This is a genomic window from Thermochromatium tepidum ATCC 43061, from assembly GCF_009664085.1.
Taxonomy (GTDB): Bacteria; Pseudomonadota; Gammaproteobacteria; order Chromatiales; family Chromatiaceae; genus Thermochromatium; species Thermochromatium tepidum.
In genome coordinates this window covers 2,257,878-2,272,500 of record NZ_CP039268.1, presented here as the reverse complement: position 1 = coordinate 2,272,500, position 14,623 = coordinate 2,257,878, and the positions used below count along the sequence as shown (strand labels likewise).

Annotated in this window: 11 protein-coding genes, 2 rRNA genes and 2 pseudogenes (1 of these 15 running past the window's edge); 6 read left to right on the top strand and 9 right to left on the bottom strand. The window is 61.3% G+C overall.

The annotated features are described in order from the left end of the window. From E6P07_RS10425 to E6P07_RS10415, 3 genes are all read left to right on the top strand, one after another. Window positions 1-2,867: ribosomal RNA gene (locus E6P07_RS10425) — 23S ribosomal RNA — on the top strand (it extends 25 nt beyond the left edge of the window). A gap of 78 nt (window positions 2,868-2,945) precedes the next feature. Further along, window positions 2,946-3,061: ribosomal RNA gene (rrf, locus tag E6P07_RS10420) — 5S ribosomal RNA — on the top strand. A gap of 320 nt (window positions 3,062-3,381) precedes the next feature. Further along, window positions 3,382-3,747, top strand: coding sequence for a reverse transcriptase domain-containing protein (locus E6P07_RS10415; RefSeq protein WP_246172817.1), 366 nt, complete (start codon window positions 3,382-3,384; stop codon window positions 3,745-3,747). 271 nt (window positions 3,748-4,018) lie between these two features. Here the strand turns inward: E6P07_RS10415 and E6P07_RS10410 are convergent, their stop codons facing one another. From E6P07_RS10410 to E6P07_RS10385, 6 genes and pseudogenes are all read right to left on the bottom strand, one after another. Further along, window positions 4,019-4,567: a phosphatase PAP2 family protein gene (locus tag E6P07_RS10410; protein WP_153975547.1), complete on the bottom strand. Its 549-nt coding sequence runs from the start codon at window positions 4,565-4,567 to the stop codon at window positions 4,019-4,021. Further along, a complete protein-coding gene (locus E6P07_RS10405) occupies window positions 4,539-5,768 on the bottom strand; it encodes a glycosyltransferase family 4 protein (protein ID WP_153975546.1) in 1,230 nt (409 codons plus the stop codon). Before E6P07_RS10405 ends, E6P07_RS10410 begins: the two co-directional genes overlap by 29 nt. 3 nt (window positions 5,769-5,771) lie before the next feature. Then, window positions 5,772-6,605, bottom strand: coding sequence for a lysophospholipid acyltransferase family protein (locus E6P07_RS10400; protein ID WP_153975545.1), 834 nt, complete (start codon window positions 6,603-6,605; stop codon window positions 5,772-5,774). 28 nt (window positions 6,606-6,633) lie between these two features. Next, complete coding sequence (locus E6P07_RS10395) at window positions 6,634-7,395, bottom strand: GNAT family N-acetyltransferase (protein ID WP_153975544.1); 762 nt, start codon at window positions 7,393-7,395, stop codon at window positions 6,634-6,636. 105 nt (window positions 7,396-7,500) lie between these two features. Beyond that, window positions 7,501-8,169 carry a histidinol-phosphatase gene (locus E6P07_RS10390; protein ID WP_153975543.1) on the bottom strand — a complete coding sequence of 223 codons (669 nt, stop codon included), beginning with the start codon at window positions 8,167-8,169 and terminating at the stop codon, window positions 7,501-7,503. Window positions 8,170-8,192: 23 nt separating this feature from the next. After that, a pseudogene (locus tag E6P07_RS10385) lies at window positions 8,193-8,396 on the bottom strand (IS5/IS1182 family transposase); the annotation flags it as partial. A gap of 16 nt (window positions 8,397-8,412) precedes the next feature. Between E6P07_RS10385 and E6P07_RS10380 the strand changes: the two are divergent. After that, entirely contained in the window at window positions 8,413-9,045 is a 633-nt protein-coding gene (locus E6P07_RS10380; protein WP_343031253.1) for a hypothetical protein, read from the top strand. A 109-nt stretch (window positions 9,046-9,154) separates the two neighbouring features. Here E6P07_RS10380 and E6P07_RS13940 read toward each other — a convergent pair. Next, window positions 9,155-9,696, bottom strand: a pseudogene (locus tag E6P07_RS13940) (IS5 family transposase); the annotation flags it as partial. Window positions 9,697-9,820: 124 nt separating this feature from the next. On the opposite strand from E6P07_RS13940, the gene E6P07_RS14230 reads away from it, so the two are divergent. Continuing rightward, complete coding sequence (locus E6P07_RS14230) at window positions 9,821-9,961, top strand: phage integrase N-terminal SAM-like domain-containing protein (RefSeq protein WP_425505165.1); 141 nt, start codon at window positions 9,821-9,823, stop codon at window positions 9,959-9,961. After that, window positions 9,958-10,053, top strand: coding sequence for a hypothetical protein (locus E6P07_RS14225; RefSeq protein ID WP_425505131.1), 96 nt, complete (start codon window positions 9,958-9,960; stop codon window positions 10,051-10,053). Before E6P07_RS14230 ends, E6P07_RS14225 begins: the two co-directional genes overlap by 4 nt. A 105-nt stretch (window positions 10,054-10,158) precedes the next feature. On the opposite strand, the gene E6P07_RS10365 is transcribed toward E6P07_RS14225, so the two are convergent. Both E6P07_RS10365 and E6P07_RS10360 read right to left on the bottom strand, forming a co-directional pair. Further along, a complete protein-coding gene (locus E6P07_RS10365; RefSeq protein ID WP_153975541.1) occupies window positions 10,159-13,335 on the bottom strand; it encodes an efflux RND transporter permease subunit in 3,177 nt (1,058 codons plus the stop codon). Then, entirely contained in the window at window positions 13,332-14,510 is a 1,179-nt protein-coding gene (locus E6P07_RS10360) for an efflux RND transporter periplasmic adaptor subunit (protein ID WP_153975540.1), read from the bottom strand. Before E6P07_RS10360 ends, E6P07_RS10365 begins: the two co-directional genes overlap by 4 nt. Between the last annotated feature and the right edge of the window lie 113 nt (window positions 14,511-14,623).

Genomic DNA, 14,623 nt, shown 5'->3' with positions numbered 1-14,623 from the left:
GGATGCCTAGGCGGTCGGAGGCGAAGAAGGACGTGGTAGCCTGCGAAAAGTCTCGGGGAGCCGGCAAACAGGCCTTGATCCGGGAATATCCGAATGGGGAAACCCACTTGGCTGAGGCCAAGTATCCTGTTCTGAATCCATAGGGACAGGAGGCGAACCGGGGGAACTGAAACATCTCAGTACCCCGAGGAACAGAAATCAACCGAGATTCCCTTAGTAGTGGCGAGCGAACGGGGAACAGCCCTAAAGTGTTGGGTAGGTTAGTGGAAGCGACTGGAACGTCGTGCGAGACAGGGTGATAGCCCCGTACACGAAAGCCGACCTAACATGAAATTGAGTAAGGCGGGACACGAGTAATCCTGTCTGAAGAGGGGGGGACCATCCTCCAAGGCTAAATACTCCCGACCGACCGATAGTGAACCAGTACCGTGAGGGAAAGGCGAAAAGAACCCCGGTGAGGGGAGTGAAAGAGAACCTGAAACCGTGTGCGTACAAGCAGTCGGAGCCCCTGCGGGGGTGACGGCGTACCTTTTGTATAATGGGTCAGCGACTTACTTCTCAGTGGCCAGCTTAACCGGATAGGGGAGGCGTAGCGAAAGCGAGTCTTAAAAGGGCGATTGAGTCGCTGGGAGTAGACCCGAAACCGGGCGATCTACCCATGGCCAGGGTGAAGGTGGGGTAACACCCACTGGAGGCCCGAACCGGGAGCTGTTGAAAAAGCTTCGGATGAGCTGTGGGTTGGAGTGAAAGGCTAATCAAGCTCGGAGATAGCTGGTTCTCCCCGAAAGCTATTGAGGTAGCGCCTCGTGTTTCACTCTTGGGGGTAGAGCACTGTTTCGGCTCGGGGGCCATCCCGGCCTACCAACCCGAGGCAAACTCCGAATACCGAGAAGTGCGATCACGGGAGACAGACGGCGGGTGCTAACATCCGTCGTCGAGAGGGCAACAACCCAGACCGCCAGCTAAGGTCCCTAAATCAGGCTTGAGTGGGAAACGATGTGGGAAGGCCCAGACAGCCAGGAGGTTGGCTTAGAAGCAGCCACCCTTTAAAGAAAGCGTAATAGCTCACTGGTCGAGTCGGCCTGCGCGGAAGATGTAACGGGGCTTAAAGCCTGTACCGAAGCTGCGGATGCACGCGAGTGCATGGTAGGGGAGCGTTCCGTAGGCCGTTGAAGGTCGGTTGTCAAGCCGGCTGGAGGTATCGGAAGTGCGAATGCTGACATAAGTAACGACAACGGGGGTGAAAGTCCCCCGCGCCGAAAACCCAAGGGTTCCTGCGCAACGGTCATCGGCGCAGGGTGAGTCGGCCCCTAAGGCGAGGCCGAGAGGCGTAGTCGATGGGAAGCGGGTCAAGATTCCCGCACCAGACACCACTGCGATGGGGGGACGGAGAAGGCTAGGTCAGCTGGGTGATGGTAGTCCCAGTTCAAGGGTGTAGGGAGGACCGTTAGGCAAATCCGGCGGTTCAATTCTGAGACCGGATGACGAGTCTCCACGGAGACGAAGTGATTGATGCCCGGCTTCCAAGAAAAGCCTCTAAGCTTCAGGTGGTGTGTGACCGTACCCGAAACCGACACAGGTGGGTTGGGTGAAAATCCCCAGGCGCTTGAGAGAACTCGGGTGAAGGAACTAGGCAAAATGGCACCGTAACTTCGGGAGAAGGTGCGCCTCTGAGTAGGTGAAGACCCGCGCGGTTGGAGCCGAGAGAGGTTGCAGTGACCAGGCCGCTGCGACTGTTTATTAAAAACACAGCACTCTGCCAACGCGTAAGCGGACGTATAGGGTGTGACGCCTGCCCGGTGCCGGAAGGTTAAGTGATGGGGTTATCCGTGAGGAGAAGCTCTTGATCGAAGCCCCGGTAAACGGCGGCCGTAACTATAACGGTCCTAAGGTAGCGAAATTCCTTGTCGGGTAAGTTCCGACCTGCACGAATGGCGTAACGATGGCGGCACTGTCTCCACCCGAGACTCAGTGAAATTGAATTCTCGGTTAAGATGCCGAGTTCCCGCGGCTAGACGGAAAGACCCCGTGAACCTTGACTATAGCTTTGCACTGGACGTTGAACCGACTTGTGTAGGATAGGTGGGAGGCTGCGAACCCCAAACGCCAGTTTGGGTGGAGCCGACCTTGAAATACCACCCTGGTTTGTTCGACGTTCTAACCTCGACCCGTGATCCGGGTCAGGGACCGTGCATGGTGGGTAGTTTGACTGGGGCGGTCTCCTCCCAAAGGGTAACGGAGGAGCACGAAGGTACCCTCAGGTTGGTCGGAAATCAACCCGCTGAGTGTAATGGCACAAGGGTGCTTAACTGCGAGACCGACACGTCGAGCAGGTACGAAAGTAGGTCATAGTGATCCGGTGGTTCTGAATGGAAGGGCCATCGCTCAACGGATAAAAGGTACTCCGGGGATAACAGGCTGATACCGCCCAAGAGTTCATATCGACGGCGGTGTTTGGCACCTCGATGTCGGCTCATCACATCCTGGGGCTGAAGTCGGTCCCAAGGGTATGGCTGTTCGCCATTTAAAGTGGTACGCGAGCTGGGTTTAGAACGTCGTGAGACAGTTCGGTCCCTATCTGCCGTGGGCGTTGGAGATTTGCGGGACGCTGCTCCTAGTACGAGAGGACCGGAGTGGACGGACCTCTGGTGTTCCGGTTGTCACGCCAGTGGCAGTGCCGGGTAGCTATGTCCGGACGGGATAACCGCTGAAAGCATCTAAGCGGGAAGCCCCTCCCAAGATCAGATCTCCCAAGGTACTCAAGACCTCTAAAGGTCCGTTGCAGACGACAACGTCGATAGGCGGGATGTGGAAGCGTGGCAACACGTGCAGCTAACCCGTACTAATTGACCGTGCGGCTTGACCATATAACACCCAAGCCCGTTTCCCTTACAGACTCACCGTTTCGCGGATCAGCGACCCCCAACCGCTGATCCCACCCTTCCCCTGGCGGCCATAGAGACTTGGAACCACCTGATCCCATCCCGAACTCAGACGTGAAACAAGCCTTCGCCGATCCTAGTCTGGGGCCTCCCCAGGCGAACCTAGGGCACCGCCAGGGACCCCTTCCCATGCCACTCTGCCCCCAAAGGGGGCAGTGTTTTTTGTGTGCGCCCGGCAGGGCGCACTCTTGTGGGTGAAAGTCCCACCGTAAGTTGATCACGACGAACGAAGCGAAGCGCAACTGCATGAGGGCGAGCGAGTGTGGGGAGGAGGCGTGGAGCGAAGCTGCGAGCCTTGGACCACGAACCGGATAGAAGGCGCTGCCGAGCAGAGCGAGCGGGCACGATTCCGCGAAGCTCTCGTGATCGAGGCGAAGCGGCGTAAATTCGGCGGTTGTGCAGTGAAGGAGTGCGTTCTTACCCGGGGAGATCTTGCCTTGTGGATGAAAGGCCGACGCCGCAAGGCGGGCCGCTGAGTCCGTTCCTGGCCAACGAGATGCTGGACGAAGTGAATAAGTATTTGGAGAAGCACGGCCATGGCTTTGTACGCTATGCCGATGACTGCAACGTGTATGTCCGCAGCCAAAAGGCAAGCGAACGGGCGATGGCATGGATGCGCAAGCGTTACGGCAAACTACGGCTTAAGGTCAATGAGACCAAGAGCGCGGTAGCGAGCGTGAAGGGAAGGAAGTTTCTGGGCTACAGCTTCTGGTTTTGTGCAGACGCCAAAGGTCTGGCGGAGGTTGGACGAATGGCTGCGTCATCGACTGCAGGCGATTCAACTCAAGCAATGGCGGCGAGGTAGCACGATCTACCGGGAACTGATCAACCTCGGAGCCGCCGAACAGGTGGCAAAGCGAGTGGCAGGCAACTCCCGCTGCGGGTGGAGGAACAGCGCAGGGGAACTCAACCGCGTGCTCACCATTGCCTACTTCGACAAACTCGGCCTGCCCCGTCTCTCATGACCTCAACTTCTCGAACCGCCCGGTGCGGACCCGCATGCCGGGTGGTGTGGGAGGGGCCCGGTCAGGTATCCTTACCGCCCCTATCCCGATTTGTGGGTGGCCTCGACCTGCTTACCAAACTCCCAAAATAAAATCACACGAGATAGAAAGACTCGCATAAGCCAACCCCAGACCAATCAAAGTCGCTATTAAAACATCGCTCGGATAATGCAGCCCGAGAATGATGCGAGATAACGCAATCAGGGTCGTGAAGGGAATCAATATCCAAGCCAATACAGGAAAGTAGCAGATAGCGACAGTCGAAAAGGCGACGGCGTGGAGTGTGTGACCCGAGGGAAAGCTGTATTGATCGAGTGGTGGAACCAAGGCCGTGATGTCACTGGCGTGATCACAAGGACGAGAGCGCCGAGTTAGACCTTTGATCGACTTGTAGAGGAGTAGAGCGATACCTCCGGTCGCCAGCATGTGCAGACTGGCTTGCAATCCTTTCAAGCCATAGACCAGGGGCAGGGCAGCCATGAGGCTATACCAAAAGAGCCCATCCCCCAACCGACTGATGAGCACAAAGGGATATCGAATCCAGCGGCGTTGCCCCGAGCGACTCCAGAGGCGGCAGACGGATACTTCCAAGTCATTCAGATGTTGTAGCCAGGCTTGCATGACAGGACTCCGTTTGACCTCGTTTTCTGTGGATTACGTCGAACAGGTGTTCTTCGACACGCCCTAGAACGCGCTCCCACCCAATATCTAGTGCACATTTCCTGGCTTCGAGTCCCATTCGTCGCAGTCGTTCCCGATCGCTGACGCACTCCAGGCAGCTGTCGATGAATGATTCTTGATCGTCGACCGGCACGGTCACGCCATTGATCCAGGGCTGGATATGTGCGTGTGCTGCAGCATAGTCGAAGGCGATGATGGGCAGACCGCTGGCCATGGCCTCGGTGACGACATTACCAAAGGTCTCAGTGAGGCTTGGAAAGAGGAAAAGATCGCCCGAGGCATAGTGAGCGGCGAGATCGTCGCCGACGCGCGCACCAGCGAAGATCAGGTCCGGGTGTTCCTGTTGCAGATGTGGGCGCTCGGGACCGTCGCCAACCAGCACAAAGCGCGCGCTCGGACACTGCCGCTGGATGGCGTTGAAACCGGCGAGTGCCAGGGCCAGATTCTTCTCCGCCGCGATCCGACCCACATAGAGGACGACCAGATCGTCTTCGGTGCAGCCCCAGGATCGGCGCAATTCAGCAGAGCGCCGCTCCGGTGCGAATTGATCGACGTCGACTCCGCGCCCGAAGACATGCAGATTCTCGAAGCCCTCGGCAGCCAGGCTATCACGCAACTCGACGGTTGGAACCAGCGTGGCATCGGAGCGGTTGTGGAAATGTCTCAGTGTTTTGGCGATCTGACGGGTCAGGGCACCTAGCCCGTAGTGTCGGCTATACTGCTCGAAGTGGGTATGAAAGCCGGTGATCGTCGGGATTTTGAGTGCCAGCGCTGCCGATAACGCGGCATGGCCCAGTGGTCCTTGAGTGGCAATATAGACAAGATCCACCGGCCGACGGTACCAAAGACGGCGCAGACGCCAATAGACCGGTAGCCCAAATCTTAGACCCCGATAGCCCGGGATCGGTAAGCCTGGAACCAGGAGCAGATCAAGCGTATTGGAGGGGGCTGGATGTCTCGGGTCTGCAGGTTGTCTTGGCCGGATCAACTGGATTTTATGCCCGCGCGACGCCATGCCTTCGGCCAGATGGCGCATGGTGTTGGCGACGCCGTTGATCTCGGGGGGATAGGTCTCGGTCACGATGGCGATCCTGAGCCGATCGCCCTTGGACGGCGGGGTGGTCCAAGTTTCTCTGGGCATGTTTCAAATAGCTCTAGACTTTAGCCAGCGTGGACTGGCATCGTCGTCGCGCACCAACACCACTCTGTCACCGTTGGTCGTGATGGCCCTCGTCTCTGCAACATCGAGCGTTTCAAGGATGAGCCCGCGGGTGCGCTCGGCGAGTGCACGGCGCGACTCACCCTCCAGCGCCTGTATGGGCGTGAGAAAATGGACACAGGCGATCAGTCCTGGATGCCGGACAAGTCGGCTGAGATTGGCGATCAGACTGTCATCGCCAACATAGGGCACGGACTGATCGAGGGCAAGGGTATCTCGCCGTCGATAGCGGATGGCCACCGGCTGTACGCGAACCCCGGGATGCTGGGCGATGGCGAAAAGGCGGGGATGGAAACGTCCTAGGGTGCGTCCATCGGTTGTAGTTCCCTCGGGAAAGATCATGACCGTATTCCTCGCCGCTAGATCCGACAGGATCTGGCGCGCCACGCTCTCTGCGCGATGCGCGCCGCGCTCGATGAAGCGCGTGCCAGCGAGATCAGCTAGCCAGCCGATCAGTGGCCAGCGCCGGATATCCGACTTGGCCAAAAAACTGATCTCACCTTGGGCGCCCAGAATAGGGATGTCAAGCCAAGAGATATGGTTACCGACCAAGAGACAGCCAGGTTCCAGCTGCCCTTCAACCCTGACCTCGACCTCCAGGGCACGCACCAGCCGTCCATGCCACCAGCGCACGGCGCGCGGCAGCCAAAGCGGAGACCGATCCGTCCGTCCATGAAGCGCGGCGTAGAAGCCAATGAGCGTTCCGGTGACTAGATGCTCGGCGACCCGCCAGCTTCTCCAGAGTATTCGTGCGATCATGGTCCTTAAATATCATCCAGGCTGTCTCTTAAAGACCCTGCCTGTCGAGGAAGTGGCGTGAGTAGGCTGGGTTTAGGGCGTCGATATCAAGTAGCATGAGTACGTCTGCCACGCCAAAATCTGGATCACGACAGGGCTCACCACATGCCTTGGCGCCCAGGCGGACATAGGCACGCAGCAAGGGTGGCAGCGGCGCATCCAGGACATCATCATCGACCTGGGTTGTGAGCAGAGGAACGCGCGGTGTGACGCGCCGATCCTCGGGGGCCAGCGCCTGACGGCGCAGTCGGTTCATGATGGCGGCGGCCTGGATGTCATCCTCGCCGAGCGGGACGCTCGCACAGCCGAACAGATAGTCAAAGCCATTGATCTGGATGAATCCGGCCAGCCCGGACCAGAGCACGGCGATCGCCGATCCCTGTCGAAACTCAGGCGCGACACAGGTGCGTCCGACTTCCAGCAGACGTCCGTCGAGCCGCTTGATGGCATCGAGTTCGAACTCGCTCTCGGAATAGAAACATCCGATTTGGGCGGCACTCGTGTCGGTCAACAAACGGGTGCAGGCAACGACCCGTCCGGTGCGCGAGTCGCGAACGAGGAGGTGCTGACAATGGTCGTCGAACGCGTCGTGATCATAGCCCGGCTCGCCCTTGAGCTGCGCTCCCATCTCCTCCCCAAAGACCTGATAGCGCAGCGCCTGCGCCTCGCGGACCTCGGACTTGGATGTTGCGATCTCGACATAGAGACGCTCGCCGCGCTTGGCGAGCGGCGCGGAAGCCGAAGCGACCATTGAATGCCCTCTCAGGTAAAGAATACGTGAGGAATTATCTTAGGCGACAAGTGTTGCGGACTGATGTGAGAAGGATGACAACTCTGTGAACGCGAGTTGCATGCTCTAGGGGCGGATTGAGGTTTGCAGCGACAGGATCGGCCAGCCGCGTGCCTCGGCCGTGGCGCGCAACTGGGCGTCTGGGTTGACGGCGATCGGGCGTTCGACCCGTTCCAGTAACGGTAGATCGTTGTGCGAGTCGCTGTAGAAGCAACTGCCCGCCAGATCCAGTCCCTGCTCGGCAAGCCAGTGTTCGAGCCGCGCGACCTTGCCCTCGCGAAACGCCGGTATCCCCTCGACCTCGCCGGTATAGATCCCATCGCGCTCGGCGGGCAGGGTCGCGATCAGGTGCGGTACCCCGAAGCGCTCGGCGATTGGCGCGGTGACGAAGGCGTTGGTTGCAGTGATGATGAGCAGGATGTCGCCGGCGGATCGGTGTCTTTCGACCAGCGCACGCGCCGCTGGGGTTATGATCGGATCGATCTGCTCTTCGATGAAGCGTGCGCGCAGCGCCTCCAGATGCGCACGCGGGTGATCACGCAACGGACGCAACGAAAAATCTAGGAATTCGTGGATATCCAGGGTTCCATCCTGATATTGGCGATAAAATCGTTCGTTGGCGCGCGCGTACTCAGCGCCGTCCACGAATCCATGCCGGACGAGATAACAGCCCCAGAGATAGTCCGAATCACCGTCCAGGAGTGTGTTGTCGAGATCAAAGATGGCAAGTGGCACGCGGTCGATTCTAGATAGTGTCGTCATAAGATTCGAGCCCAGATGGCGATGCAACGAATCTGGGCGGCGGCCAGGAACGAAGCGGCATTTTTGGCAGAGCGGTTGGCACTCCCTCGCCAGCGTTTGAGCTGCAAGAAGGCATTCTCGACCCGATGCCGGTAGAGTGCGGTCTCAGAGGCGCGGGGGATCTTGCGGTTCTTGCGCGGGGGACTCACGACCTGCAGGCCCGGGCAGTTGTGGCTGGTGCGCGCCAAAGGGAACTCGACGGTACGTTACGGCAACGGCTCGATGCGCATCGACGCGGTGGCCAAGCAACTTGGCTATACCCGAGAACGCCAGGTTCTCTGCCAAGGCCGACCGATCCAGCACTGGATTGCCAGTGCGCCGGTAGTTCTGACCCGGCCAGCGAAACCGAAGAAAATCGGCGCTGACGGGCGGCGGCAGCGACCGGTTCCGGGCGAACCGCTGAAGGCCCGGCTGGTGGTCAGTCGCCTGTGCGACGAAGCCGGACATCTGGTGGCCGAATGGTTCTTGCTCACGTCGGTGCCTGAAACCGTCAGTGCCGCGCGTGTGGCACGGTGGTACGACTTCCGCTGGCAGATCGAATCGTTCTTCAAACTGCTCAAACAGGCAGGCCATCAACTGGAGCAGTGGGGAACAGGAGAGCGGGGGAGCCCTATTCAAGCGTCTGCTGATCGCCACCCAGGCCTGTATCCTGGTGTGGCGCCTCTCTGCGCAGCAGACCGAGGAGGCACAAGCCGCCCGGCAGTTTCTCGTGCGCTTGTCCGGCAGGCAGATGAAGGCATCTCGCCTTGTTACCCCCTCCGCCTTGTTGGCTGGCGCTTTCATACTGTTCGCCATCCTCGATTCCCTTGATCACTCTTCCATCCCAGAACTCCGTGCCTTCGCCAACTCGATTCTTCTTGCTAACGGAGGGGATGGATGAAATTGTGTAGATACCTATGCCGTTTACGGGGAGGGTTAGGGAGGGGCATCCACGATCGGCCAACAGATGCTCGGCGCCCAAGCTGTCGATCAAGAGGTCGGCCGGGGTGCCGTCGGACGTGGGGCCGGCGGTGAGCCGCAGACGCACCGGCCTCCCATGAGTATCCACCGCGAGGTGCCACTTGCTGTTCAGCCCCCTTTTGTTACGCCCATGACTTGATGGCCACCCCGAGCACCGGCGGTGTGAGGATGAACCTTGATGTGGGTGGCATCGATCATCATCCATTCAAAGTCCGGCTCAAAGACCAGCGCCGGAAGCCACGGCGCCCACACGCCTTTGTCGCGCCAGCGGCAAAAGCGCCGGTGCGTGTTTTTCCCGTCCCCATCATCCGGGGGTAGATCGCGCCACGGGCGCCGATGCGCAGAATCCAGAATACCGCCTTGATAAACAGGCTGTTATCTTTGGCGACCCCACCCCAGGGACCACGGCGTCCGGGTAACAACGGTTCCAGCAATAAACCACGTCTGGTCGCAGAGGTCGTGGCGCCGATGCGCCGCAAGAGCGGGAGAAGTGGTTGTCATCATGCCGCACAGTTTAGCTGCAAGACGCTTCTTGTGACGACACTATCTAGTCATATCTTTGGTTCCCCTCTATGCCAGAGATGATACCTACACCAACTCCCCAGACAGCCGCCAGCTCGACCAGGTGCGGGAGCGGCTCAGGACAAAGCATTACTCAATCGTAACCGTGGATCAATATATCCACTGGATCAAGCGCTTCATCCCGTTGCATGGCAAGCGGCATCCAAAAGAGATGGGGGGGCAGAGGAGGTCGCAGCGTTCTTGAGCGATCTGACGGTCAATGGCAAGGTGGCGGCCTTAGCGCAGAACCAGGCCTTGTCGGCGTTGTTGTTCCTATACATTAGAGGTGCTGTATGAGGATGCGCTCAAGCGCAATCAGGCAACGCCTGCATTTGTCTCGACCGTGCTCGAGATGGCTGCTGAAGGTTAGAATCGCCACCCTTCGCCCGCTATTTATTCAGCTTATTGTTCTCGATGGCCTGCCTGAGTGATCCGATTCGTATCGCTCTGAAACCAGACCCACAACGCCCCCAGCCTCCGCTGCGCACTCTCATGTAGCGACAACAGCGCCGGGGTGAAGATCAGCACCAGGATGGTCGAGAATCCCACGCCAAAGGCCAGCGATACCGCCATCGGGATCAGAAATTGCGCCTGGAGACTGGTCTCGAAGATCAGTGGCCCCAGTCCCACCACAGTCGTCGCTGAGGTCAGGAGCATGGCGCGCAGACGCGACACCGCCGCCTCGACCAGGGCCTCATCGACATCCATCCCCGCCTCGCGCAGCTCTTGATACAGGCTGACCAGGATGATGGCATTGTTGACCACGATCCCAGAGAGCCCAAAGAGCCCGAAGAGCGATAACAGGGTCAGATCCAGCCCCAGCAGCCAGTGCCCGCCGATCGCGCCGACCAGACCCAGCGGGATGGCAGTCATCACCACCAGCGGCCAACCCCAGCTCCCAAACACCGCCGCCAGGATCATATAGATCAGCGCCAGCCCCAGGACCACGCCCAGGCGCATGTCGCCGAGCGTCTCGCGCTGATCGGCGGCGCGGCCTTCGAAGCTGTAGTCGATGCCATAGTGCGACACCAAACGCGGCAGCAGATCGCGCTCCAGGGCCTCGCGGACGTTGTCGGGCGTGGTCAGCGCGCGGTCGATGTCGGCCGAGACCTCGACCGCGAGTCGCCCCTCGGCGTGACGCAGGGCCTCGAAGCCGCGTCGCGTCTCCCAGCGAGCAACCGTGGGCAGGGGCACAAACCGCCCGTCTGGCGCGCGTACCAGCAGTTGTTCCAGGGCATTGAGCCGCGCCCGCTCGGCGCGTGGCAGTAGCACCCGCACCTCTAGCTCGTCCTGCCCGACCTGGACCAGCTGTGCCAGATAGCCGTCGAAGGCCGAGCGCAACTGGCGTCCGAGCGACTCGGTGGTAAAGCCCAGCGCCTGACCGGTCGGCGTCAGGCGATAGATCAGCTGTTCGCGCCCGAACGGCATATCGTCGACCATATCCGAGACGCCCGGCACGGTCTCCAGGCTTTGGGCCAGATCCAGTGCGGCGGATTTGAGTCGGGCGGCATCGTCACCGGTCAGACGCACCGTCAGGTCCCGTCCGGGTGGCCCGGAACGGCGCGCCGAGATCACCAGGCTCTCCAACCCGGCCGGCATCCGGGTATTGGCCCGCCAGGCGGCCAGGAACTGTTCGTTGCGCACCTTGCGAGATTCGGATGGCACGAGCTGCACCAGGATCGAGGCGAGCTGATCGCCACTGGCACCGGCCCCGGCCTCGACCGCAATCGTCGCCCCGAGTCGGGCGACCGCGGATTCGATCAGCCCGCCGCCGAATTGTTCGTCGGTCGCGATCAGCGCGCGCTCAAGTTCATGGAGGAATGAAGCGGTCTGTTCGCGCGGTGTACCAGCGACGAAGGTGACATTGGCGAAGACCACCTGCGACTCGGGTGTTGGGAAGAACACGAAGGGCACCCGCCCGCCGACCAGCAGCCCGATGGCCAACAGTATGGACACCACCACCAGGCTGACCGTGACCCCACGCCAGTGCAGCGCCCAGACCACGAGCGGTCGATAGACCCCATCGCGAAAGCGGTCGAATCCGGCATTGACCCACTCGCGCCAGCGCGGCACCACGGCGTCCTTGTGATGCTCGAAGGCCATGCGCAGATGCATCGGCATGACGAGAAAGACCTCCAGCAGCGAGGCCATGAGCACCATGATCGCCACGAAGGGGATGTCGCCCAAGATGTTGCCCATGATACCGCCGACCAGCATCAGCGGGAGGAAGGCGGCGATGGTGGTCAGACCCGAGGCCAGGATCGGCCAAAACATACGCTGCGCGCCGCTGATCGCGGCCTCGGCCGGCGACAACCCCTGCCGGAAGCGCGTCTCGGCATGTTCGCCGATCACGATGGCGTCGTCGTCGATGATGCCGAGTGTGAGCAGTAACCCGAACAGGCTCATCATGTTGATGCTGCCACCGAAGGCCCAGAGCAGGGCGAGCGTGGCCAGGTAGGCGGTCGGGATCCCCATGGCGACCCAAAAGGCGACCCGCCCCGGCAGAAAGATGAACAGCAGCACCAGCACGAGAATCAATCCCTGAAGTCCATTGCGGATCAAAAGGTCGATCCGGTCAGCGATCACTTGCCACTGGGCGTCGAAGACGCGCAGATCGATCGCCGGGGGTAGGGTCGGACGGGTGGCGGCGAGCCAGTCGTCGAAGATCTTGGCCGCCTTGAGCGAGTGCCCGTGTTCGGCGCGCTGGACCAAGAGCTCCACGCTCGCCGGCTTGTCGGCAAGCCGCTCGGATTCGAGCCCCACCGGGATGGGTTCGAGCGTCAGACTCGCGGGCCGCATCTCGCGCACGATAGTCGCCACATCGCCTAGACGCACCAGAGTACGCGCGTCACTGACGATGGCCAGATCCTCGAAGGCGACCGGATCGCGGCGCTGCTCTAGGCTGCGCAGCTCACGTGCCCCGTCGGACTCGCCGGCGAGGCCGGACGGCAGGTCGCGTGCGATCCGTCCGACCTGCTCACCGATGCCATCGATTGAGAGCCCGAGCGTCTCCAGTGCCCGCCCCGGCACCTCGATGGCGATGCGCTCCTCGGGCAGACCTGAGATATCGACGCGATCGATGCCGCGTGCCAAAAGCTCGCGCTCGAACTGGCGTACCCAGGGGCGAAGCTCCGTTAGGCTGGGTCCGGAGACTAGCAACCGCGCCACCGCCTCATAGCGCGAGATCCGGCTGATCTGCGGGGTCTCGGCCTCCTGGGGCAGATTGCGGAACTCGTCGACCCGCTGGCGCACCTGATCGAGGGCGAGCAGCGGATCCGTGCCTTCCTGGAGCTCGAGCGAGAGACTGGCGATACCCTGAGCGGAGGTCGAGGTGAGTTTTTTGAGTCCATCGACGGTCTTGAGCCGTTCCTCCAGGGGGATGACGATCCCGCTTTCGACGTCCTCGGCCGCGGCCCCGCTCCAGACCACGCGCACCGCGATGATGTCGAGCGCGAAGGTTGGAAAGAATTGGATGTTCATCCGCGTCAGGCTGATGGCGCCCAGGAGCATCATCCCGATCATCAGCAGATTGGCCAGTAACGGATGACGGACGAAGACGGCGATCAGCCCAGTGTTCATTCGACGATCTCGACCTTGAGTGTGTCGATGGCGTTGGGCAGATGGGTGATCATCACTGGCTCGCCGGGCTGGAGTTCGGGCACGCGCAGCAAGACTCGACCCTCGCCGGTGTCTGTGTCGAGCTCGCCGATGCGTTCGCCGCGCAGACCCTGGAGACGCCCGTCGCGCACCGCGAAGATGCGATCCCCGCCGTGGAGCGCCGCGAAGGGCAGGGCGATGGTGTCGGGCGCGACCGGGCGCTGAAGCCGCAGTTCGACGAAGGCACCGAGCGGTAAGTCAGCCCCAGGGTCGAGCCGGAGCAAGGCATCGACCCCGCGCGCGTCGGCCTCGCCCGCGAGCCGTTCGAGCACGGCACTGACCGGACGTCCGGCGTGGGCCCCGGTGGCCATCAGGCGTTCGCCGTTTGCAAGCGCCGTACGCAGCTCTTCGCTATAGGCGCCAGGCACCTTGGCGCGCACATAGAGCCCATCGAGCGGATAGAGGGTCAGGATGACCTGGTTGGGCTGGAGCTGATCACCCGGCGCGGCCTTGACCCCAGCGATGCGGGCGTCGAAGGGGGCTCGGAGGGTACCGCGTGCCAGATCGCGCTCGGCCTCGGCGAGCGCCGCCTCCAGGGCTGCCAGCTGTGCCGGGTGTTCGGCGAGTGACTGCTCGCGCAGGGTCACGGCGAGCTGGGCGCGGGCGTATTGCTCGCGCGCCTCATCGACGCTGGAGACCGAACCGAGCTGTTTGGACTGCACGGTCTCGGCGCGCTCCAGCGCCTGCCGGGCCAGGCGCAGGATCTCGCGTTCCTGCTCCAGCGCCTGACGATCATGTGTCAGCTTGAGTCGCTCTTTGTCGAGGTCGGCGCGCGCCTTGGTCAACCGCGGTTCGAGATCGCGCGGGTCAAGACGCGCCAACAGGGTTCCGGCGGCGACCCGATCGCCGTCGCGTACCCGAACCTCCAGTAGCCGACCGGCCACCGGGGCGGCGGCCTGGATGCGATCCGGGGCCTCGACCTGGCCAAAGAGCACCAGGATCGGGCGATGGGTGGTAGGCCTGACCTGGGTCACTTGCACGCGCCAGATTCGTTCGCTGGGCTGGACGGGGTGCGGTTTGGGGCGGGTCGCCTTGAGGGCGGCGAAGAGGCCGATCCCCAGCGCAAGGATCAGGATCGGCAGGAGACGGCGTGGCATGGATCGGGTCTACGCGTTGGGGCTTGGCCGGGAGAAGATGCGGTGTCCGTTAGGCTGTAACAAGGACCCTGTCCTTAAGTAGGCGGCAGGCAACAAACCGCGCCGCCTGCGGC

Coding starts and splice junctions, on each gene's coding strand:
- E6P07_RS10410 (WP_153975547.1), bottom strand. CDS start 4,567: ATGCAAGCCTGGCTACAACATCTGAATGACTTGGAAGTATCCGTCTGC.
- E6P07_RS10405 (WP_153975546.1), bottom strand. CDS start 5,768: ATGCCCAGAGAAACTTGGACCACCCCGCCGTCCAAGGGCGATCGGCTC.
- E6P07_RS10400 (WP_153975545.1), bottom strand. CDS start 6,605: ATGATCGCACGAATACTCTGGAGAAGCTGGCGGGTCGCCGAGCATCTA.
- E6P07_RS10395 (WP_153975544.1), bottom strand. CDS start 7,395: ATGGTCGCTTCGGCTTCCGCGCCGCTCGCCAAGCGCGGCGAGCGTCTC.
- E6P07_RS10365 (WP_153975541.1), bottom strand. CDS start 13,335: ATGAACACTGGGCTGATCGCCGTCTTCGTCCGTCATCCGTTACTGGCC.
- E6P07_RS10360 (WP_153975540.1), bottom strand. CDS start 14,510: ATGCCACGCCGTCTCCTGCCGATCCTGATCCTTGCGCTGGGGATCGGC.